A 22,283-nucleotide genomic window follows, 5' to 3' on the forward strand; every position below is an offset into this window, starting at 1 on the left:
GATCAGTTGCGGAAGAACTCGAGGATGCGGTTGCGCTCTTCCGGCGGCGGCGCCGGACTGACTGGCACGCCCGAGATCGCTTCGGCCGGCGGCGTCGGGCCGGCCTCGACGCCCAGGGTCGCGACGCCTCGGCCCGGTGCATAGTCGTCGTAGTACCACTCGCCGCCGACGTTGACCACGCCGGACGGCGCCGTGTTCAATTCGGCCACCGGCACGCCCTTGATGGCGGTCTCCATGAAGCTGATCCAGATGGGCAGGCTCAGGCCGCCGCCGGTCTCGCGATCGCCGAGCTTGCGCGGTGTGTCGTAGCCCATCCACGCCACCGCGGCCATCGTGGGCTGGAAGCCGGCGAACCATGCGTCCAGCGAGTCGTTGGTGGTGCCGGTCTTGCCGTAGAGGTCGGGGCGCTTCAGCGTGGCTTGCGCCTTGGCGGCCGTGCCGCTGCGCGCCACCTCCTGCAGCAGGCTGTCCATGATGAAGGCATTGCGCTGGGGAATCGCGCGCATGGCTTCGTTGAGCAGCGGAGGCTGCGTCTCCACCAGGACCTTGTCCTTGTGATCGGTGATGCGCGTCACGAGGTAGGGATTGACGCGGTAGCCGCCATTGGCGAACACCGAGTAGGCGGTGGCCATCTGCATCGGCGTGACCGATCCGGCGCCCAGCGCCATCGGCAGGTAGGCGGGATGCTTCTCGCGCTCGAAGCCGAAGTTGCTGATCCAGTCCTGCGCGTAGCGCGTGCCGATCGACTGCAGCACGCGGATCGACACCATGTTCTTGGAGCGGGCGAGCGCGCGGCGCAGCGACATCGGTCCTTCGAAAGTGCCGTCGTAGTTCTTGGGCTCCCACGGTTGTCCGCCGGTGGTGCCGGCGTCGAAGAAGAGCGGCGCATCGTTGACGACCGTGCCGGGCGTGAAGCCCTTTTCGAGCGCGGCCGAGTAGATGAAGGGCTTGAAGCTCGATCCCGGCTGGCGCCAGGCCTGCGTGACGTGGTTGAACTTGTTCTTGTCGAAGTCGAAGCCGCCGACCATGGCCTTGACCGCGCCGTCGCGCGGGTCGAGCGCGATGAAAGCACCCTCGACCTCGGGCAGCTGGGTGATCTCCCAGGTGTTCTTCGGGGTCTTCACGACACGGATCACCGCGCCGCGACGGATCCTGATGTTGGGCGGCGCCTTGTCCGAGAGCCCGGACTGCGCGGGCCGCAGGCCGTCGCCGATGATCTGCAGCGTGTCGCCGTTGCCGCGCACGGCGTTGATTTCCTTGGCGCTGGCCCTGAGCACCACGGCTGACATCACATCGCCATTGTCCGGATGATCGGCCAGGGCGTCGTCGACTGCCTCGTCGAGCTCCTTGGGATCGGCGGGCAGGTCGACGAACTTCTCGGGGCCGCGATAGATCTGGCGGCGCTCGTAGTCCATGATGCCTTTGCGCAAAGCGCGATACGCGGCGGCCTGGTCGGCGGCCACCAGCGTGGTGTAGACCTTGAGGCCGCGCGTGTAGGTGCTGTCGCCATACTGTGCGTACATCAGCTGGCGCACGGTTTCGGCCACGTATTCGGCATGCAGCCGCGTCGGATCCGCGGCGTCGCGCAGGTGCAGCTCTTCCTTCTTGGCTTCTGCTGCCTGTTCGGCCGTGATGAAGCCGGCTTCCTGCATGCGGTCGATCACATAGAGCTGGCGCCCTCGTGCACGAGCAGGGTTGTTGACCGGGTTGTTGGCGCCGGGCGCCTTCGGCAGCCCGGCCAGCATCGCCGCCTGGGCGATCGTGATGTCCTTGAGGGGCTTGCCGAAATAGGCTTCGGATGCCGCCGCGAAACCGTAGGCCCGGTTGCCGAGATAGATCTGGTTCAGATAGATCTCGAAGATCTGGTCCTTGGAGAGCAGGTGCTCGAGCTTGAAGGTCAGCAGCACCTCGTAGATCTTGCGGGTCAGCGTTTTTTCCGAGCTCAGGTAGACATTGCGCGCCACCTGCATGGTGATGGTGGAGGCGCCCTGGCTCTTGACGCGATTCATATTGGCCAGGCCGGCGCGGACCAGGCCCTTGTAATCAACCCCGCCGTGGTCGTAGAAGCGCGCATCCTCCGCCGCCAGCACGGCGTCCTTCATCATCTTCGGGATGGTCGCGATCGGGGTGAGGTTGCGGCGCTCTTCGCCGAATTCGCCGATCAGAGTGCCTTCCGAGGAAAAAACCCGCAGTGGCAGCTTGGGGCGATAGTCGGCGAGCTCGGAGATGTCCGGCAGGTTCGGATAGGCGACGGCCAGCGCGACGGCAATCACACAGACCAGGGATGCCGCCCCGGCCGCAGCGATACCCAAGCCCCACAGCACGATGCGCATGAGCCATGAAAGCCAGGCCGGGCGCGTGGGAGGAGGGGTTCTGGCGGGCCCGTTGGGGCGAGTTTTTTCGGGCATGAAAGGTGGAGAAGTCAGCGCTCATTATAAAAAGGCGACCCCTTCGGACGGCTCTGGGGGCGCGCATAAAACCCAAGTACTCGCATTTGTGACCGAAGTTGCAGAACCGTACTGTTACGTCCCCTTTTGACAACGCTTGTCGCTGGAGTGAGGATTCGCCGCTTGGTTGCCCGTGCACCTCCTGCTAGCATGCAACCACTCGCAAATATTTCCAATCGTTACAAACGGATGGGATCGAACTTGACTGCTTTGGGATCGTTGTTTCGCCGTCAGCCCGCGCCACTGCTCGGGTTGGACGTCAGTTCGTCCAGTGTGAAGCTGGTCGAGCTCGGCCGCGATGCCAGCGGCAAGCTGGTATTGGAGCGTTGTGCGATCGAGCCTCTGGAACGGGGATGGATCACCGACGGCAACGTCGAGAAGTTCGACGAGGTCGCCGAAGCGGTGCGGCGCGTTGTCCGCAAGAGTGGCACCCGCACCAAAAACGCCGCCTTGGCGTTGCCGCCTTCGGCCGTCATCACCAAGAAGATCGTTCTGCCGGGCGGCATGAGCGAGCAGGAGCTCGAGATCCAGGTCGAGTCCGAGGCCAATCAATACATCCCCTTTTCGCTGGACGAAGTGAGCCTGGACTTTTGCGTCATCGGGCAGAGCGCCAATTCGGCAGGCGATGTCGAGGTTCTGATCGCCGCGTCGCGCAAGGAAAAGGTGCAGGACCGCCAAGGTTTGGCCGAGGCGGCAGGGCTGAAGGCCATGATTCTCGATGTCGAATCCTATGCTTCGCGCTTGGCCACGGCGCGGCTCATCGAGCAACTCCCCGGCCAAGGCCGCGATGCCGTGGTCGCGCTGTTCGAGGTGGGAGCGTTCACCACGAGCATGCAGGTCTTGCGCAACCAGGAAGTGCTTTACGACCGCGACCAGGCTTTTGGCGGCGCCCAGCTCACCCAGCTGATCGTTCGGCAGTACGGCTTTTCCGCGGAAGAGGCGGAAGCCAAGAAGCGCAGCGGCGATTTGCCCGACGACTACGGTTCGGGTGTGCTGAAGCCCTTCGTGGCAAGCATCGCCCAGGAGATCGCCAGGGCGCTGCAATTCTTCTTTACCAGCACGCCGCACAACCGCGTCGACTACGTGTTGCTGGCGGGCGGCTCGGCATCGCTGCCTGGGCTGACCAGCGCCGTGACGCGGCAGACTTCATTTGCCTGTTCGCTCGTCAATCCCTTCGACGGGATGGAGATCGGCAGTGGAATCCGGGAGAAGAAGGTGCGCCGTGAGGCCCCGTCCTATCTGACATCGTGCGGCTTGGCGATGCGGAGGTTTCTGCAGTGATTCTGATCAATCTGCTCCCGCACAGGGAGGCTTCGCGCAAGCGCAGGCGAGAGGCCTTCTATGCGACTTTGGGCGCCTCGGCGGTCCTCGGCTGCCTGATCGCAGGTGCGGCATTCCTCTGGTACCAGGCTCAGATTTCCAGCCAGCAAGCGAAGAACAGCTTTCTGCAGTCCGAGATCACCAAGCTCGAAGCGGAGATCAAGGAGATCTCGACCTTGCAGGCCGAAATTGCGGCCTTGCGTGCACGGCAACAGGCGGTCGAAGACCTGCAGGGCGATCGGAATCTGCCGGTGCATCTGCTCAACGAGCTCGTTCGCCAGCTGCCGGACGGTGTCTATCTGACGAGCATGAAACAGGACAACCAGACGGTCACGCTTCAAGGCATGGCGCAGTCCAACGAACGCGTGTCGGAACTGCTGCGCAATCTTGGCAACAACAGCCCGTGGCTGGTCAAGCCGGAGCTGGTCGAAATCACGTCCGCGAATATCAATCTGAGTCCGCGTGACCAGCGCCGGGTTGCGAACTTCACCATGCGCATCGGCCTCAAGCGGCCCACGGATGCTCAGAAGGCCGCGGCCGGTGCGGCCACGGCGGCATCGGCCGCAGTCAAGGGATAGGCGTCATCATGGCAACAACGCGCGCTTCCCAAAAGATCGACATCGCTGCCGCCGCGCAGCGCTTCGGGGATCAGTTCCGGGGTCTCAATCCGAACGACCCATCCGTCTGGCCGCCGGTGCCGCGCTACGCCTTGTGCGTCGCCGTCACGGCCCTGGTGCTGGTGGCACTGTGGTTCGTGTGGCTCACCAATTCGAACGACGAACTCGAAGCCGAGCGCGCGAAGGAAGTCACGCTCAAAGCGGACTACCAGAAGAAGGTTGCGCAGGCCGCCAACCTCGACTTGCTGAAGAAGCAGCGCGAGCAGGTGCAGCAGTATGTGACCCTGCTCGAAAAGCAGCTGCCGAGCAAAGCGGAAATGGACGCATTGCTCTCCGACATCAACCAGGCCGGGCTGGGCCGCAGTCTCCAGTTCGAATTGTTCCGTCCGGGGCAGGTTTCGGTGAAGGACTATTACGCCGAGCTGCCGATCGCCGTGCGGGTGACGGGTCGCTACCACGACATGGGCGCCTTCGCCGCGGACGTCGCCAACCTTTCCCGCATCGTGACCTTGAACAACTTGACGGTGACGCCGCAAAAGGATGGCGCTCTGACCTTGGATGCCACGGCGCGGACCTTCCGCTATCTGGACGATGAAGAGCAGGCGGCGCAGAAACGCGCCGCGGCGGGGGCGAAGAAGAAATGAGAACGCTCGGTTTTCTGTGGCTCGGCATTGCTGCCGTCGGCCTCAGCGGTTGCATGGGGTCGGAGCAGGAGGACCTTCAGCGCTGGATGGCGGAGCAGAGGGCGCAAGTGCGGCCCAACGTTCCGCCCATCACGGAGCCGAAGAAGTTCACGCCCCAGGCCTACACCGAGGGCAGTGCCTTCGAGCCCTTCAACATGCAGAAGCTGACGCAAGCTCTGCGGCGTGATTCGAACCAGCCGAGCACGTCGGGGCTCATCGCGCCCGAATTGGCTCGCCGCAAGGAGGCCCTCGAGGCTTTTCCGCTCGATTCGATGGCCATGGTCGGCAGCATGAACCGCAAGGGCGAGCCGGTGGCCCTGGTCACGGTCGACAAGCTGCTGTACCAAGTGCGCGTCGGCAACTATCTGGGACTCAACTACGGGCGCATCACCCGTATCAGTGAAACCGAACTCGGCTTGCGTGAAATCGTGCAGGACGCCGCCGGTGAATGGATCGAACGCGTGGCGACGCTGCAGTTGCAAGAGAGGTCGAAATGAATTCCAAGAAATCAATGTTCGCGCAGTGGCTGCGCGCTGTTGGCGTGAGCCTGCTTGCATTCGGCACGATCGCCGTCGCGCAGGCGCAGAACGCCATCGAATCGGTGACGAGTTCGATGCAATCCGGCGCCGAAGTCATTCGGGTCGACCTGACGCAACCGCTGTCTGCCGTGCCAACCGGCTTCGCGATTCAGACACCGGCGCGCATCGCGCTCGATTTCCCGGGTGTGACGAATGCCATCGGCCGTTCGGCGATCGACGTCAACCAGGGCAATCTGCGCTCGGTCAACGTGGTGCAGGCCGGTGAACGCACGCGCCTGGTCCTGAACCTGAAGCAGGCTACCGCGTACAAGGCTGAGATCCAGGGCAAGTCCTTGTTGATTTCGCTGGAGCCCGTTCCGGGCGCCGCATTGGTTGCTTCCACGCCTTCCGCATTTGCCGAGAACCGCAACCGGGACACCTTGCCCTTGCGCGACGTCGATTTCCGCCTGGGCTCGGACAACACCGGCCGCGTGATCGTCGACCTGGCCAACAACCAGGTGGGCGTCGACATTCGCCAGCAAGGCAAGAACCTGGTGGTCGAATTCACCAAGTCGACCCTGCCCGAGGGCCTGCGCCGCCGTCTGGACGTTTCGGACTTCGGCACGCCCGTCCAGTTGGTGACGACGCAGCAGTCCGGCGACCGCGTGCGCATGACCATCGAGCCCAAGGGCGACTGGGAGCACAGCGCCTACCAGAGCGAGAACCAGTTCGTCGTCGAAGTGCGCCCACGCAAGGTCGACCCGACCAAGCTCACCCAAGGCGCCGGCTACAGCGGCGAGAAGCTCTCGCTGAACTTCCAGAACATCGAGATCCGCTCGCTGCTGCAGGTGATCGCCGACTTCACGAACTTCAACATCGTGACCTCGGACTCCGTCACCGGCGCGCTGACCTTGCGCCTGAAGGACGTGCCCTGGGACCAGGCACTGGACATCATCATGCAGGCGAAGAACCTGGGCATGCGCAAGAACGGCAGCGTTCTGTGGATCGCACCCAAGGACGAAATCAACGCCAAGGAAAAGCTCGAATTCGAAGCCCAGGCTGCCATCCAGAACCTGGAGCCTCTGCGGACCCAATCGTTCCAGCTGAACTACACCAAGGCCATCGCGATCGCACAGGGCCTGACCGGCACGGGCGCATCGAGCGGCGGTGGCGGTGGTTCCGGGACGACGACGCGCATCCTGAGCCCGCGCGGCAGCGTGATCGCCGAATCGCGCACCAACCAGCTCTTCGTTTCGGACATTCCTTCGCGTCTCCAGCAGGTCGCCGAGCTGATCCAGAAGCTCGACGTGCCGGTTCGCCAGGTGTTGATCGAAGCGCGCATCGTCGAGGCGTCCGACACCTTCGGCAAATCCCTGGGCGTGCGGCTCGGCGGCGGCGTCGCCGGCGGCACGGTGGGCTCGAACAGCGGCCGCCCGATTTTCGGCAACGTCGGCGTCATGCCGGTCGTCACGCCGGCAACGGCAACCACGACGGGCAGCGCGTTGACGACTTTCACCAATTCGAACTTCGTGAACCTGCCGTCGACCGGCGTTTCCGGCAACGGCAATGCGCCGGGCACTTTCGCGATCTCGCTCTTCAACTCCAGCTTCTCGCGCATGCTGAACCTGGAAATCTCCGCGCTCGAAGCCGACGGCAAGGGCAAGGTGGTGTCGAGCCCGCGCGTGGTGACTGCAGACCAGACCAAGGCATTGATCGAGCAGGGCACTGAACTGCCCTACCAGGTCGCCACCTCCAGCGGCGCCACCTCGATCGCGTTCCGCAAGGCCAACCTCAAGCTCGAGGTCACGCCGCAGATCACGCCCGAGGGCAACATCATCCTGACGCTCGACGTCAACAAGGACACGGTCGGCCAGGCCACCACGGCCGGTTTCGCGATCAACACCAAGCACGTGCAAACCGAGGTGCTGGTCGAAAACGGCGGCACGGTGGTCATCGGTGGTATCTTCGAGCTCACCGAAACCAACGATGAATCGCGCGTGCCGGTGCTCGGTGAAGTGCCCTATGTCGGGGCGCTGTTCCGTACGCGCAATCGCGTTGCCAACAAGACCGAAATGCTCGTCTTTATCACCCCGAAGATGATTACCGACCGCAACGCCGCGCGCTGAACGCGCGGGCGTTCGTAGCACCGCGTGGCGGTCGCGCTCGTCGGCTTGCCCGGCGCCGGAAAATCAGCAGTGGGCCGGCGCCTCGGCCAGCGCCTGCAGCTTCCCTTCATCGACAGCGACGAAGTGGTCGAGCGCCGGATCGGCTGCTCCATCCGCGACTACTTCGAACGCGAAGGCGAAGAAAGCTTCCGCAATGTCGAAGAAGCCGTGATCGCCGATCTCGCGGCGACGGCCCATGGCGTCGTGGCGACCGGCGGCGGCGCCGTACTGCGGGAGGCCAACCGGATCCAGCTGCGCACGCACTTCCACGTGATCTACCTGCGATCCTCGCCCGAGGATCTGTTCCGGCGGCTGCGCCACGACGTCAAGCGCCCCCTGCTGCAGGTGGCCGATCCCCTGGGTCGCCTGCATGAGCTTTACAGTGCGCGCGACCCGTTCTATCGCGAGACGGCCCACGACGTGGTCGAGACCGGCCGGCCCTCGGTCGCGATGCTGGTGAACATCATCGTGATGCAGCTCGAACTTGCCGGCGCGGTCTCCGCCGAAACCCGGAGCCAGCCACCGGACTGAGGCAAGCCCTTGCGGCATGCGCCTAAACTCGGGGCCATGCGATTGCCTGCCTCCCCCGAATCCGTCGAGATCCAGCTCGGCGAACGCAGCTATCCGATCCTGATCGGCAGCGACCTGCTCGGCGAACCGAATAATTTTGCAGCGGTACCCGCAGCCGCCACGGCCCTGATCGTCACCAACACCACCGTGGCGCCGCTCTATGCGGCTGCATTGCGCCGGACGCTGGCCGGACGCTTCCATGCCGTGCACGTGCTCGAACTGCCCGACGGCGAAGCGCACAAGGACTGGCAGACGCTGAACCTGATCTTCGATGCCCTGCTCGGCCACGGCTGCGACCGCAAGACGGTGCTGTTCGCGCTCGGCGGCGGGGTGGTGGGCGACATGACCGGCTTCGCCGCAGCGAGCTACATGCGCGGCGTGCCCTTCGTGCAGGTGCCGACCACCTTGCTGGCCCAGGTCGACTCGTCGGTGGGCGGCAAGACCGCGATCAATCACCCGCTCGGCAAGAACATGATCGGCGCCTTCTATCAGCCGCAACTGGTGCTGTGCGACCTCGCCACGCTCGGTACGCTGGCGCCGCGCGAACTCAGCGCCGGCCTGGCCGAGGTCATCAAGTACGGCCCCATCTACGACATGCGCTTCCTCGACTGGATCGAGTCGAACATCGACGCGCTGGTGGCCAGAGAACCGGGTGCGCTGGCATACGCCGTCAAGCGCAGCTGCGAGATCAAAGCCGCGGTGGTGGGGCAGGACGAGCGCGAAACCGGCCTGCGGGCGATCCTCAATTTCGGCCACACCTTCGGGCACGCGATCGAGTCGGGCCTGGGCTACGGCAAGTGGCTGCATGGCGAGGCAGTCGGCTGCGGCATGGTCCTGGCCGCGCATCTGTCGCAGCGGCTGAGTGGCGTCGACGCTGCCTTCGTGCAGCGTCTCACGGCCTTGATCGAGCGCGCGGGCCTGCCCGTGGTCGCGCCTGCGCTCGGCGCGGAGCGCTATCTCGAACTGATGCGCATCGACAAGAAGTCGGAGGCGGGCGAGATCCGCTTCGTCGTGATCGACAAGCCCGGCTCGGCCGTCATGCGCAGCGCACCCGAGGCGATGGTGCGAGAGGTGCTGGCGCAATGCTGCGCGGCCTGAATCGGAAGGCTTCGCGATGAGCCTGGCGCGCCATGCCAGCGATCCGGCGCGCTCGCGCGGGCGGCGCCATCCCGAGCCGCCTGCGCCCACGCGCGATGCCTTTCAGCGCGACCGCGACCGCATCGTGCATTCGACCGCGTTCCGGCGCCTGGTCTACAAGACCCAGGTGTTCCTGAACCACGAGGGCGACCTGTTTCGCACCCGCCTGACCCATTCTCTCGAGGTCGCGCAGCTCGGCCGTTCGATCGCCCGCGCGCTGCGGCTCAACGAAGACCTGGTGGAAGCCGTCGCGCTGGCGCACGACCTCGGCCACACGCCTTTCGGCCATGCGGGCCAGGACGCGCTCAATGCCTGCATGACGGAGCACGGGGGCTTCGAGCACAACCTGCAGAGCCTGCGTGTCGTGGACGAACTCGAACACCGCTATCCGCAGTACGACGGCCTCAACCTGAGCTTCGAGACCCGTGAAGGCATCCTCAAGCACTGCTCCCGAACGAATGCGGAGCGCATCGAGGCGAGCGAGCCGGGCGGCGTGGCGCGGCGTTTCTGCGACGGCACGCAGCCTTCGCTCGAAGCGCAGCTGTGCAACCTCGCGGACGAGATCGCCTACAACGCCCACGACATCGACGACGGCGTGAGGTCGGGGCTCATCAGCATCGAGCGCGTGAGCGAGGTCGGCCTGTTCGACCGCTATCGCCGCGAAGCGCTGGCCGAGTATCCGCAACTGCAGGGGCGGCGCGTGCTCTATGAGGCGATCCGCCGGATGCTGAGCGCGCAGGTCTACGACGTGATCGATGCCACCCGCGCCGCGCTCGAGGCGGCCGCGCCGGCCGATGCCGACGCCGCGCGCAGGGCCGGGCCGCTGGTGCTCTTCAGCGAGGCCATGCGCGCGCAATCCATCGAGCTCAAGCAGTTCCTTTTTCGCAATCTCTACCGGCATCCGCGCGTCACGCAGACCACCGACCGGGCGCAGCAGGTCGTGCGCGAGCTGTTCGCCGCCTATCTGGCCCGCGCCGAAGAGATGCCCGACTCCTATGCGCAGCGTGCGGGCCGGCATCGCGCTGTGGCCGACTACATCGCCGGCATGACCGATCGCTTCGCGATGCGGGAACACGAGCGCCTCACTGGACGGCGGTGGACCGAAGAATGAGCCGCAGCCAAGCGCATGCACGCATACCCGCCGCTGCGCTCGCCGTGGTCGTGGCGGGCGTCGCGGCGGCCTTGCATCTCGGCAAGCTGGCGCCGGCCGTCCCGGCCTTGCAGGCCTCTCTGGGCATCGGCTTGGTCGAAGCAGGCTTTCTGCTGTCGTTGGTGCAGGTCGCCGGCATGACCCTCGGCCTCGTGGTCGGCCTGGCGGCGGACACGATCGGCCTGCGCCGCAGCATGCTCGCGGGCCTGGCCGTGATCACAGGCGCAAGCGTGCTCGGCGGGCTGGTCGGGAGCTCGGGCGAGGGCGGGGCGAAGGCCATTCACCTGCTGCTGGTGCTGCGTGCACTCGAAGGCGTCGGCTTTCTCCTGGTGGTGATGCCGGGGCCCGGGCTGATCCGTTCCATGTCGCAACCGAGCACCGAGAAGGCGGCGATGGGTCTTTGGGGCGCCTACATGCCGCTCGGCGTCGCCTTGGCGCTACTGCTCGGGCCCGCGTTCATCGCGTGGGCGGGCTGCCCGGGCTGGTGGTGGGCGCTGTCGCTGGTGTCGGCGGCCGCGGCGGCGTGGGTCGTGCTCGGCGTGCCCGCGGACAACAAGCGCATGGCATCGCCTGCCGCCATCTCGCCGGAGAACTGGTCGGGACGCCTGCTCGATACCGTGCGCGCAGGCGGACCCTGGACGCTCGCGCTGGCGTTCGCGGTGTACTCGGCGCAATGGATGGCGGTGATCGGCTTCCTGCCCGCCATCTACACCGACGCTGGCGTCCCGGATGCCTGGAGCGCAGCGCTGACAGCGCTCGCGGCGGCGATGAACATCGTCGGCAACGTCGCCGGCGGCCGCTTCCTGCAGCACGGCATCGCGCCCGAGCGCCTGCTGCGCGTGGGCTTCGTCGTGATGGCGCTCGGCGGCGTCGCGGCCTTTGCGCAGATCGGCCAGGCCGCCGATGCCGCCAGCCTGCCGCCCGCGCTGCGCTATCTCGCGATCTGCATGTTCTCGCTCGGCGGCGGGGTGGTGCCGGCGACGCTCTTCATGCTCGCGGTCCGGCTGGCGCCCGGGCCTTCCACCGTGTCAACGACGGTGGGGATGATGCAGCAGGCCTCGTCGCTGGGGCAGTTCATCGCGCCGCCGGTCGTCGCCTGGATCGCCCACCGCGCCGGGGGCTGGCAATGGACCTGGGTCGTGACCTTGGCCTGCTCGCTGGCGGGGATGGCCCTCGTATCCCGCGTGTCGCCTTCAAGTCCCCGCACGGGCACGGCATGAACACAGGTGCCACAATTTCGGCAGCACAGGCGCAGGCCGACACGCAACGCTGGCTCGAGCGCGCGGTCATCGGTCTCAACCTATGCCCCTTTGCGAAGGCGGTGCATGTGCGAGGACAGATTCACTATGCCGTCTATCTGCCTGGCGAAGAGGCCGACCTGATCGATGCGCTGCTTCTTGAAGCGCACGAGCTCGCGGCCCGGGACCCTTCCGAACGCGACACCACACTCTTGATCGCACCGAACACCTTGGCCGACTTTCTGGACTTCAACGATTTCACGGCGCGCGCTGAGCGTCGGCTGATGCGCGCGGGTTTCGACGGCCAGTTCCAACTGGCGAGCTTCCATCCGCACTACCAGTTCGCCGGCACGGAGGCCGAGGACATCACCAACGCGACCAATCGTGCGCCGTACCCCACGCTGCACCTGCTGCGCGAAGACAGCGTGAGCCGCGCCGTCGAAGCCTTCCCGGATGCCGAGGCCATTTTCGGGCGCAATATCCAGACCCTCGAGGCGCTCGGTGCCGCAGGGTGGGATGCGCTGGATGTCGATCCGGGCGGAGCGGCGCGATGAGCAGCAAGACCGTCGCCCGCGCGTCGAAAGCCGAAGCCGACCTGCAAAGCGAGTTGCGGCCCGGTCAATCGATCGAGTTGCTCAAGGAACTACACATCCTCACGCGCGAAGGCCGGCTCAACCAGGATTCGCGCCGCAAGCTCAAGCAGGTCTATCACCTGTTCCAGTTCATCGAGAAGGTGCTGCACGAATTGCCGAACGAGGGCGCCCAGGCCACGCTGGCCGACCATGGCGCGGGCAAGTCCTACCTCGGTTTCATCATCTACGACCTGTTCTTCAACCAGCGCGGCGGTGGGCACGTATACGGCATCGAAACCCGGGCCGAACTGGTCGACCGGTCGCGCGCGCTTGCTGCACGGCTCGGTTTCGAGCGCATGTCCTTCCTCAATCTCACCGTGGCCGAATCTGCCGGCGCCAGCGAACTGCCGGCGCGGATCGACATCGTGACCGCGCTGCATGCCTGCGATACCGCCACCGACGATGCGATCGCTTTCGGCCTCGCGAAAGAAGCGCGTTTCATGGTGCTGGTTCCCTGCTGCCAGGCCGAGATTGCCGCCTGCCTGCGGCAGACCAAGGCGCTGGCGCTGTCACGCACACCGCTGGCCGAGCTCTGGCGCCACCCGCTGCACACGCGCGAAATCGGCAGCCAGCTCACCAACGTGCTGCGCTGCCTCTACCTGGAGGCGAACGGCTACCAGGTCACGGTGACCGAGCTGGTGGGCTGGGAGCACAGCATGAAGAACGAGCTGATCATCGCGCGCCATACCGGCCAGCGCAAAGCCAGCGCCGCGGCGCGGCTGCGCGAGCTGCTGGAGCAGTTCGGGCTCGAGTCCTTGCTGGCGACGCGCTTTCGCCTGCCCTGATCGATGCGCTGAATCCGCGCCATGGCACGCCTGCCCCGCCTCACGCTGGCCGACCAGCCGCACCACGTGATCCAGCGCGGGAACAACCGCCAAGCCGTCTTCATCGACCGCGCCGACCGCGAGATGCTGCTGGGCCTGCTGGGCGAGAACGCCGCGCGCTTCGGCATCGCCTTGCACGCCTATGTGCTGATGGACAACCATTTCCACCTGCTCGCCACGCCTTCGAGCGCCGACGGACTGCCGCAGTGGATGCAGGCGATCGGGCGGCGCTACGTGCGCTACTTCAACGACCGGCATGGACGCAGCGGTACCTTGTGGGAAGGGCGCTACAAGTCGGCGCTGATCCAGACCGATCGCTACTTGCTGGCCTGCATGGCCTACATCGACCTGAACCCGGTGCGGGCCGGCATCGCCGCGGAGGCGCGCGACTACCCGTGGTCGAGCCATGCGCACTATGCCGGGCTGCGACACGACAAGCTGCTGACACCGCATCCTTTGTACTGGGCGCTGGGCAACACGCCGTTCGCCCGCGAAGCCGCGTATGCCGATTTGGTGCGCGCGGGCGTTCCGGCCACCGATCAAGCGGAGTTGACCGAGGCCACGCTGCATGGTTGGGCGGTGGGGGATCGCGACTTTCTGGAGTCGTTACAAAAAGCCACGCCGCGGCGTGTGCTCAAGGCCCGCCCTGGCCGCCCGCCGGCCGCCCAGAGCTGATCGAAAAAATGCCGGAGCCCGCGCAGGATACAGTTCATTTGCTATCAATTTTGATGTGTCCCTTAATTAAGTTGTTCCCATGGGTATGGAATGAAATTGGAATCTGACCCCAAATAAAGTGTTTGGCATTATTTGTGCAACGCAATATGCTCCTTTTCCCTGCGAAAAATTGAAGGAGCACGCCCATGACAACGGCTGCCGAGATCGAGCATCTCCAACAACACGGCCTTTACTCCGGTGCCGACGAGCACGACGCCTGCGGCGTCGGCTTCGTGGCCCACATCAAGGGCGAAAAGAGCCATGCCATCGTGCTGCAGGGCTTGAAGATTCTCGAGAATCTGGACCATCGCGGCGCAGTGGGCGCTGACAAACTGATGGGCGACGGCGCCGGCATCCTGATCCAGCTGCCCGATCTGTTGTACCGCGAAGAGATGGCCAAGCAGGGCGTCACGCTGCCGCCGCCCGGCGAGTACGGCGTCGGCATGATCTTCCTGCCCAAGGAGCATGCTTCCCGCGAGGCCTGCGAGCAGGAGTTGGAACGCGCCATCAAGGCCGAAGGCCAGGTGCTCCTGGGCTGGCGCGACGTGCCGGTGAATCGCGAGATGCCGATGTCGCCGACCGTGCGCAAGAAGGAACCGCTCCTGCGCCAGGTCTTCATCGGCCGCGGCAACGACGTGATCGTGCAGGACGCGCTGGAGCGCAAGCTCTACGTGATCCGCAAGACCGCCAGTGCCAGCATCCAGCGCCTGAAGCTCAAGCACAGCAAGGAGTACTACGTTCCGAGCATGTCGAGCCGCACGGTGGTCTACAAGGGTCTGCTCTTGGCCGATCAGGTCGGCACCTACTACCTCGACCTGCAGGACAAGCGCTGCATCTCGGCCCTGGGCCTGGTGCACCAGCGCTTCTCGACCAACACCTTCCCCGAGTGGCCGCTGGCCCACCCGTACCGCTATGTCGCGCACAACGGCGAGATCAACACGGTCAAGGGCAACTACAACTGGATGAAGGCGCGCGAAGGCGTGATGTCCTCGCCGGTGCTGGGTGCAGATCTGCAGAAGCTCTATCCGATCAGCTTCGCCGACCAGTCCGACACCGCTACTTTCGACAACTGCCTCGAACTGCTCACGATGGCCGGCTACCCGATCAGCCAGGCCGTGATGATGATGATTCCCGAGCCCTGGGAGCAGCACGCGACCATGGACACGCGCCGCCGCGCCTTCTACGAGTACCACGCCGCGATGCTGGAGCCCTGGGACGGCCCGGCCTCGATCGTCTTCACCGACGGCCGCCAGATCGGCGCCACGCTCGACCGCAACGGCCTGCGGCCCTCGCGTTACTGCGTGACCGACGACGACCTGGTGATCATGGCCTCCGAATCCGGCGTGCTCCCCGTGCCCGAGCAGAAGATCGTGCGCAAGTGGCGCCTGCAGCCCGGCAAGATGTTCCTGATCGACCTGGAACAAGGCCGCATGATCGACGACGAGGAGGTCAAGGCCACCCTCGCGAACAGCAAGCCCTACAAGCAGTGGATCGAGAACCTGCGCATCAAGCTCGACAGCGTCGAGGCCGAGGCCGTGCAGGCGCCGGTGAGCCAGGTCGCGCTGCTCGATCGCCAGCAGGCCTTCGGCTACACGCAGGAAGACATCAAGTTCCTCATGAGCCCGATGGCCGCGGCCGGCGAGGAGGGCATCGGCTCCATGGGCAACGACAGCCCGCTGGCCGTGCTGTCCAACAAGAACAAGCCGCTCTACAACTACTTCAAGCAGCTGTTCGCGCAGGTCACGAACCCGCCGATCGATCCGATCCGCGAGGCGATCGTGATGTCGCTGGTGTCCTTCATCGGTCCGAAGCCGAACCTGCTCGACATCAACCAGGTCAACCCGCCGATGCGGCTCGAGGTGAGCCAGCCGATCCTCGACTTCGGCGACATGGCGAAGCTGCGCGACATCGGCAAATACACGCAGGGCAAGTTCAAGAGCTACACGCTCGACATCACCTATCCGCTCGCTTGGGGCGAGGAGGGCGTCGAGGCCAAGCTGGCCTCGCTGTGCGCCGAAGCGGTCGATGCGATCAAGGGCGGCCACAACATCCTGATCGTGAGCGACCGCGCGGTGAGCCCGACCCAGATCGCGATCCCCGCGCTGCTGGCGCTGTCGGCCATCCACCAGTACCTGGTGCGCGAAGGCCTGCGGACCACCGCCGGCCTGGTGGTCGAGACCGGCTCGGCGCGCGAGGTGCATCACTTCGGCGTGCTGGCGGGCTATGGCGCCGAGGCCGTGCACCCGTACCTCGCGATGGAAACCCTGGCCGCGATGCATGAAGACCTGTCGGGCGACCTGAGCGCCGAGAAGGCGATCTACAACTACGTCAAGGCGATCGGCAAGGGTCTGTCCAAGATCATGTCGAAGATGGGCGTCAGCACCTACATGAGCTACTGCGGCGCGCAGCTCTTCGAAGCCATCGGGCTCAACAGCGAAACGATCGTCAAGTACTTCACCGGCACCGCCAGCCGCGTCGAGGGCATCGGCGTGTTCGAGATCGCGCAGGAAGCCATCCGCATGCACAAGGCGGCCTTCAGCGACGACCCGGTGCTCGCCCACATGCTCGACGCCGGCGGCGAATACGCCTGGCGCACGCGCGGCGAGGAGCACATGTGGACGCCCGACGCGATCGCCAAGCTGCAGCACAGCACGCGCGCCAACAACTTCAACACCTACAAGGAATACGCGCAGCTCATCAACGACCAGAACCGCCGCCATCTCACGCTGCGCGGGCTGTTCGAGTTCAGGATCGATCCGGCCAAGGCGATTTCCGTGGACGAGGTCGAGCCGGCGAGCGAGATCGTCAAGCGCTTCGCGACCGGCGCCATGTCGCTGGGCTCGATCAGCACCGAAGCGCATTCGACGCTCGCCGTCGCGATGAACCGCATCGGCGGCAAGAGCAATACCGGCGAGGGCGGCGAAGACCCGGCGCGCTATCGCAACGAGCTCAAGGGCATCCCGATCAAGGTGGGCGACACGCTCAAGAGCGTGATCGGCGAAGCCAACGTCGAGGTCGACCTGCCTCTGCAGGACGGCGACTCGCTGCGTTCGAAGATCAAGCAGGTCGCCTCGGGCCGCTTCGGCGTCACCGCCGAGTACCTCTCGTCGGCCGACCAGCTGCAGATCAAGATGGCGCAGGGCGCGAAGCCTGGCGAAGGCGGCCAGCTGCCGGGCGGCAAGGTGTCCAACTACATCGGCGCGCTGCGCTACTCGGTGCCGGGCGTGGGCCTCATTTCTCCCCCCCCGCACCACGACATCTATTCGATCGAGGATCTGGCGCAGCTGATCCACGACCTGAAGAACGTCGCGCCGCACGCGAGCGTGAGCGTCAAGCTGGTGAGCGAAGTCGGCGTCGGCACGATCGCGGCCGGCGTCGCCAAGTGCAAGAGCGACCACGTCGTGATCGCGGGCCATGACGGCGGCACCGGCGCGTCGCCATGGTCGTCGATCAAGCACGCGGGCAGCCCGTGGGAGATCGGCCTGGCCGAGACCCAGCAGACCCTGGTGCTCAACCGCCTGCGCGGGCGCATCCGCGTGCAGGCCGACGGCCAGATGAAGACCGGCCGCGACGTCGCCATCGGCGCACTGCTTGGCGCCGATGAGTTCGGCTTCGCGACCGCGCCGCTGGTGGTCGAGGGCTGCATCATGATGCGCAAGTGCCACCTCAACACCTGCCCGGTCGGCGTGGCCACGCAGGACCCGGTGCTGCGCAAGAAGTTCACCGGCAAGCCCGAGCATGTGGTGAACTACTTCTTCTTCGTTGCCGAGGAAGTGCGCCAGATCATGGCGCAGCTGGGTATCCGCAAGTTCGACGAGCTGATCGGCCGCGCCGACCTGCTCGACACCAAGAAGGGCATCGAGCACTGGAAGGCCCGCGGCCTGGACTTCAGCCGCCTGTTCGCGCAGCCGAACGTGCCGGCCGACGTGCCGCGCTACCACGTCGAGGCGCAGGACCACGGCCTCGCGAAGAGCCTCGACAACAAGCTGATCGAGAAGTCGCGCCCGGCGATCGAGAAAGGCGAGAAGGTGCAGTTCATCGAGGTGGCGCGCAACGTCAACCGATCGGTCGGCGCCATGCTCTCGGGCGCGCTGACCAAGGTGCATCCGCAAGGCCTGCCTGACGATTCGATCCGCATCCAGCTCGAAGGCACGGGCGGCCAGTCCTTCGGCGCCTTCCTGGCGCGCGGCATCACGCTCTACCTGATCGGCGATGCCAACGACTACACCGGCAAGGGCCTCTCGGGCGGCCGCGTGGTGGTGCGTCCCAGCCTCGACTTCCGCGGTGAAGCGATACGCAACACCATCGTCGGCAACACCGCGCTCTACGGCGCGACCACCGGCGAGGCCTACTTGTGCGGCGTGGCCGGCGAGCGCTTCGCGGTGCGCCTGTCGGGCGCCACCGCGGTGGTCGAAGGCACCGGCGATCACGGCTGCGAATACATGACCGGCGGCACGGTCGCGGTGCTCGGCAAGACCGGGCGCAACTTCGCGGCCGGCATGAGCGGCGGTGTCGCCTTCGTCTATGACGAGGACGGCCAGTTCGCGTCGCGCTGCAACCTCTCGATGGTCTCGCTCGACAAGGTGCTGACCTCCGCCGAGCAGATCGCGAGCGTGCACCGCAAGATCTGGCACGACGGCGAGACCGACGAGGCGCAGCTCAGGAAGCTCCTGGAAGACCACCATCGCTGGACCGGCAGCAAGCGCGCGCGCGAACTGCTCGACACCTGGGCGGTCTCGCGCACCAAGTTCGTCAAGGTCTTCCCGAACGAATACAAGCGCGCGCTGGCCGAGATCCACGACCGCCAGGTCGAGCTCACGAGCAGCGGCAACAACGCCCACGTGGGCATGGAGCCGCACGCGGTCGTCAACAAGCCGGTCACGGCCTGATCAAGCAACAACTCTTCATACGCCGTGCAGCTTCTTTAGGTGTGCCATCTCAACCCTTCGGGGAGAGCACCGCGGATCCGGCTTTGCCGGGCCGCTGGTGCTGCCCCCTGAAGGGGGCAGGAGGCTACACGAAGTGAGCAAGCAACGGGGGTGAGCAAAGGAATCACGATGGGAAAAATCACCGGCTTCATGGAGCATGAGCGCATCGAGGAGGGCTACAAGCCCGTCAAGGAGCGCGTCAAGCATCACAAGGAATTCGTTGTCGGGCTCGACGAGGCCCAGGCCAAGGTGCAGGGTGCGCGCTGCATGGACTGCGGCACGCCCTTCTGCAACAGCGGTTGCCCGGTCAACAACATCATTCCGGACTTCAACGACCTGGTCTACCAAAGCGACTGGCAGAGCGCCTTCGTGGTGCTCGATTCGACCAACAACTTCCCGGAGTTCACCGGCCGCATCTGCCCCGCGCCCTGCGAGGCCGCCTGCGTTCTCAATGTGAACGACGACCCGGTGGGCATCAAGTCGATCGAGCACGCAATCATCGATCGCGCGTGGGAAGAAAAATGGGTCGCACCGCGGCCGGCCAAGCACAAGACCGGCAAGAAGGTCGCGGTGGTCGGCTCCGGCCCGGCCGGCATGGCGGCCGCGCAGCAGCTCGCGCGCGTCGGCCACGACGTCACCTTGTTCGAGAAGAACGACCGCATCGGCGGCCTGCTGCGCTACGGCATCCCCGACTTCAAGATGGAGAAGGTGCACATTGATCGCCGTGTCGAGCAGATGAAGGCCGAAGGCGTGGTCTTCCGCACCGGCGTGATGGTCGGCGCCGCCAAGGATCCGCTCGGCAAGGGCTCCAAGGTCACGAACTGGGCCAAGGAAATCGTCACGCCCGAGCAGCTCGACCGCGAGTTCGATGCGGTTATCTTGACCGGTGGCGCCGAGCAGTCGCGCGACCTGCCGGTGCCGGGCCGCGATCTCGATGGCATCTATTTCGCCATGGAGTTCCTGCCGCAGCAGAACAAGGTCAACGCCGGCGACAAGGTGAAGGGCCAGATCTCTGCCTCCGGCAAGCACGTGATCGTGATCGGCGGCGGCGACACCGGCTCCGACTGCGTGGGCACCAGCAACCGCCACGGCGCTGCCAGCGTCACGCAGTTCGAACTGATGCCGCAGCCGCCCGAGGAAGAAAACCGCCCGCTGACCTGGCCCTACTGGCCCTACAAGCTGCGCACCAGCTCCAGCCACGAAGAGGGCTGCGAGCGCGAGTTCGCGATCTCGACCAAGGAGTTCATCGGCGAGAAGGGCAAGCTCACCGGCCTCAAGACCGTTCGCGTGGAGTGGAAGGACGGCAAGATGGTCGAGGTCCCCGGCACCGAAGAAGTGCTGAAGGCCGATCTGGTGCTCTTGGCCATGGGCTTCGTGAGCCCGGTCGGCAACGTGCTCGATGCCTTCGGTGTGGAGAAAGATGCGCGCGGCAATGCCAAGGCCAGCGTTGACTTCGTCGGCGGCTACGCAACCAACGTGCCCAAGGTGTTTGCCGCGGGCGACATCCGCCGTGGCCAGTCGCTGGTGGTGTGGGCGATCCGCGAAGGGCGCCAGGCGGCGCGCTCCGTCGACGAATTCCTGATGGGATTCAGCGATCTGCCGCGCTGAATTAGGCCTGGATTAGGCCCCCACTTCGGGGCATGGGCATGACCCGTGCTTCATTTATCATGGGTGCAACCGCGAGCCGGGATGCCTGAAGGCGCCCCGGCTTTTCTGTTTGATATGGACCCATCCACCACCTCCCTCGTTGAATTTCGCGATCTCGGCTTCGGCTACAGCGAGCGGCCCATCCTCGATGGCGTCTCGTTCTCCGTGCCGCGCGGAAAGGTGACGGCGCTGATGGGGGCCTCCGGCGGCGGCAAGACCACCGTGCTGCGGCTGATCGGCGGCCAGCTGCGTGCGCAGCGCGGCGAGGTGCTGGTGGACGGACAGGATGTCGGCAAGCTCGGGACCGATGCGCTCTACGCCGCGCGGCGCCGCATGGGCATGCTGTTCCAGTTCGGCGCGCTGTTCACCGACATGAGCGTGTTCGACAACGTCGCCTTTCCGCTGCGCGAGCACACGCAGTTGCCCGAAGCCCTGGTGCGCGACATCGTGCTCATGAAGCTCGATGCGGTGGGCTTGCGCGGCGCGCGGCACCTGATGCCCAGCGAGGTCTCGGGCGGCATGGCGCGGCGCGTGGCGCTGGCCCGTGCGATCGCGCTCGATCCGGATCTCGTGATGTACGACGAGCCCTTCGCCGGTCTCGATCCGATCTCGCTCGGCACCGCGGCGCGCCTGATCCGCCAGCTCAACGACACGCTGGGGCTGACCAGCGTCGTGGTCTCGCACGATCTCGAAGAGACCTTTCGCATCGCCGACCACGTGATCATCCTGGCCAACGGCGGCATTGCCGCCCAGGGTACGCCGCAGGAGGTGCGCCAGAGCGGCGATCCTCTGGTGCACCAGTTCGTCAACGCGCTGCCCGACGGGCCGGTGCATTTCCACTATCCCGGCGTCGGCGTCGAGGACGATTTCGGCAACACCCACGGAGAGCGCGAATGAGCTGGTACCGGCCCGCCGACATGGGTTTTGCCGTGCGCTCCAAGCTCGCCGACCTGGGGCTGGGCGCCCACCTGTTCCTGCGCCTGGTGCTCCGGGGCGCGCGCAGCCTGCGCCGCTTCGGCCTGGTGCGCGACCAGATCCACTTCCTCGGCAACTACTCGCTCGCGATCATTGCGGTCTCGGGGCTGTTCGTGGGCTTCGTGCTCGGGCTGCAGGGTTACTACACGCTGCAGCGCTACGGCTCTTCGGAAGCGCTCGGCCTGCTGGTCGCGCTGAGCCTGGTGCGCGAACTCGGTCCGGTGGTCGCGGCCTTGCTGTTCGCGGGCCGCGCGGGCACCTCGTTGACGGCGGAGATCGGCCTCATGAAGGCCGGCGAACAACTAAGCGCGATGGAGATGATGGCGGTCGATCCCGTGCAGCGCATCCTCGCGCCGCGCTTCTGGGCCGGCGTGATCACCATGCCCCTGCTGGCGGCCGTGTTCAGCGCAGTCGGTGTGAGCGGCGGCTACGTGGTCGGCGTGCTGATGCTCGGCGTCGATCCGGGCGCCTTCTGGGGCCAGATGCAGGGCGGCGTCGATGTCTGGCGCGACGTCGGCAACGGCGTGGTCAAGAGCATTGTCTTCGGCTTCACGGTGACCTTCATCGCACTGCTGCAGGGTTACGAATCCCAGCCGACGCCCGAGGGTGTGTCTCGCGCCACCACCCGCACTGTGGTCGCCGCCTCGCTCGCAGTGCTCGGGCTCGATTTCCTGCTGACCGCAATGATGTTCAGTATCTAGCTAAGACGGAAGGCACA

At 65.7% G+C, this 22,283-nt stretch carries 17 protein-coding genes; 16 read left to right on the forward strand and 1 reads right to left on the reverse strand.

All coding sequences use genetic code 11. From position 1 onward, the window contains the following. Nucleotides 1–2: 2 nt before the first annotated feature. Nucleotides 3–2,408, reverse strand: a complete 2,406-nt coding sequence (locus tag BLS74_RS10775; protein WP_093105578.1) for a penicillin-binding protein 1A — start codon at nucleotides 2,406–2,408, stop codon at nucleotides 3–5. A 240-nt stretch (nucleotides 2,409–2,648) separates the two neighbouring features. On the opposite strand from BLS74_RS10775, the gene BLS74_RS10780 reads away from it, so the two are divergent. The 16 genes from BLS74_RS10780 (at nucleotide 2,649) to mlaE (ending at nucleotide 22,266) form a co-directional block, all read left to right on the forward strand. Continuing rightward, nucleotides 2,649–3,728: a pilus assembly protein PilM gene (locus BLS74_RS10780; RefSeq protein WP_093106143.1), complete on the forward strand. Its 1,080-nt coding sequence runs from the start codon at nucleotides 2,649–2,651 to the stop codon at nucleotides 3,726–3,728. After that, a complete protein-coding gene (locus BLS74_RS10785; protein ID WP_093105581.1) occupies nucleotides 3,725–4,345 on the forward strand; it encodes a PilN domain-containing protein in 621 nt (206 codons plus the stop codon). The genes BLS74_RS10780 and BLS74_RS10785 overlap by 4 nt, the downstream gene beginning before the upstream one ends. Before the next feature lie 8 nt (nucleotides 4,346–4,353). Next, the gene (locus tag BLS74_RS10790; RefSeq protein ID WP_093105584.1) at nucleotides 4,354–5,028 is read left to right on the forward strand and encodes a type IV pilus inner membrane component PilO; all 675 of its coding nucleotides are present in this window, start codon (nucleotides 4,354–4,356) and stop codon (nucleotides 5,026–5,028) included. Beyond that, nucleotides 5,025–5,564 carry a pilus assembly protein PilP gene (locus tag BLS74_RS10795; RefSeq protein WP_093105587.1) on the forward strand — a complete coding sequence of 180 codons (540 nt, stop codon included), beginning with the start codon at nucleotides 5,025–5,027 and terminating at the stop codon, nucleotides 5,562–5,564. The genes BLS74_RS10790 and BLS74_RS10795 overlap by 4 nt, the downstream gene beginning before the upstream one ends. Continuing rightward, nucleotides 5,561–7,711 (forward strand): type IV pilus secretin PilQ, encoded by a 2,151-nt coding sequence (gene pilQ, locus BLS74_RS10800; protein ID WP_093105589.1) that lies wholly within the window; start codon nucleotides 5,561–5,563, stop codon nucleotides 7,709–7,711. The genes BLS74_RS10795 and pilQ overlap by 4 nt, the downstream gene beginning before the upstream one ends. Nucleotides 7,712–7,735: 24 nt before the next feature. Continuing rightward, nucleotides 7,736–8,281: a shikimate kinase gene (locus BLS74_RS10805; RefSeq protein WP_093105592.1), complete on the forward strand. Its 546-nt coding sequence runs from the start codon at nucleotides 7,736–7,738 to the stop codon at nucleotides 8,279–8,281. 36 nt (nucleotides 8,282–8,317) lie between these two features. Then, nucleotides 8,318–9,418, forward strand: coding sequence for a 3-dehydroquinate synthase (gene aroB, locus BLS74_RS10810; protein ID WP_093105594.1), 1,101 nt, complete (start codon nucleotides 8,318–8,320; stop codon nucleotides 9,416–9,418). Between the two features lie 16 nt (nucleotides 9,419–9,434). Continuing rightward, a complete protein-coding gene (locus BLS74_RS10815; protein WP_093105597.1) occupies nucleotides 9,435–10,568 on the forward strand; it encodes a deoxyguanosinetriphosphate triphosphohydrolase in 1,134 nt (377 codons plus the stop codon). Next, nucleotides 10,565–11,827, forward strand: coding sequence for an MFS transporter (locus BLS74_RS10820; RefSeq protein ID WP_093105599.1), 1,263 nt, complete (start codon nucleotides 10,565–10,567; stop codon nucleotides 11,825–11,827). The genes BLS74_RS10815 and BLS74_RS10820 overlap by 4 nt, the downstream gene beginning before the upstream one ends. Beyond that, nucleotides 11,824–12,399, forward strand: a complete 576-nt coding sequence (locus tag BLS74_RS10825; RefSeq protein ID WP_093105602.1) for a DUF1415 domain-containing protein — start codon at nucleotides 11,824–11,826, stop codon at nucleotides 12,397–12,399. Before BLS74_RS10820 ends, BLS74_RS10825 begins: the two co-directional genes overlap by 4 nt. Next, nucleotides 12,396–13,262 carry a class I SAM-dependent methyltransferase gene (locus BLS74_RS10830; RefSeq protein ID WP_093105605.1) on the forward strand — a complete coding sequence of 289 codons (867 nt, stop codon included), beginning with the start codon at nucleotides 12,396–12,398 and terminating at the stop codon, nucleotides 13,260–13,262. The genes BLS74_RS10825 and BLS74_RS10830 overlap by 4 nt, the downstream gene beginning before the upstream one ends. A 21-nt stretch (nucleotides 13,263–13,283) precedes the next feature. Then, nucleotides 13,284–13,976 (forward strand): transposase, encoded by a 693-nt coding sequence (locus tag BLS74_RS10835; protein WP_093105607.1) that lies wholly within the window; start codon nucleotides 13,284–13,286, stop codon nucleotides 13,974–13,976. A gap of 185 nt (nucleotides 13,977–14,161) precedes the next feature. After that, the gene (locus tag BLS74_RS10840; RefSeq protein ID WP_093105610.1) at nucleotides 14,162–18,904 is read left to right on the forward strand and encodes a glutamate synthase-related protein; all 4,743 of its coding nucleotides are present in this window, start codon (nucleotides 14,162–14,164) and stop codon (nucleotides 18,902–18,904) included. Between the two features lie 168 nt (nucleotides 18,905–19,072). Continuing rightward, nucleotides 19,073–20,551 (forward strand): glutamate synthase subunit beta, encoded by a 1,479-nt coding sequence (locus tag BLS74_RS10845; RefSeq protein WP_093105612.1) that lies wholly within the window; start codon nucleotides 19,073–19,075, stop codon nucleotides 20,549–20,551. A gap of 81 nt (nucleotides 20,552–20,632) precedes the next feature. Then, nucleotides 20,633–21,487: an ABC transporter ATP-binding protein gene (locus BLS74_RS10850; protein WP_093105615.1), complete on the forward strand. Its 855-nt coding sequence runs from the start codon at nucleotides 20,633–20,635 to the stop codon at nucleotides 21,485–21,487. Then, entirely contained in the window at nucleotides 21,484–22,266 is a 783-nt protein-coding gene (mlaE, locus tag BLS74_RS10855) for a lipid asymmetry maintenance ABC transporter permease subunit MlaE (protein WP_093105617.1), read from the forward strand. The genes BLS74_RS10850 and mlaE overlap by 4 nt, the downstream gene beginning before the upstream one ends. Nucleotides 22,267–22,283 lie beyond the last annotated feature (17 nt).

Origin of the sequence: Variovorax sp. CF079, assembly GCF_900101545.1 — a bacterium.
In the GTDB taxonomy this organism is placed as follows: domain Bacteria; phylum Pseudomonadota; class Gammaproteobacteria; order Burkholderiales; family Burkholderiaceae_C; genus Variovorax.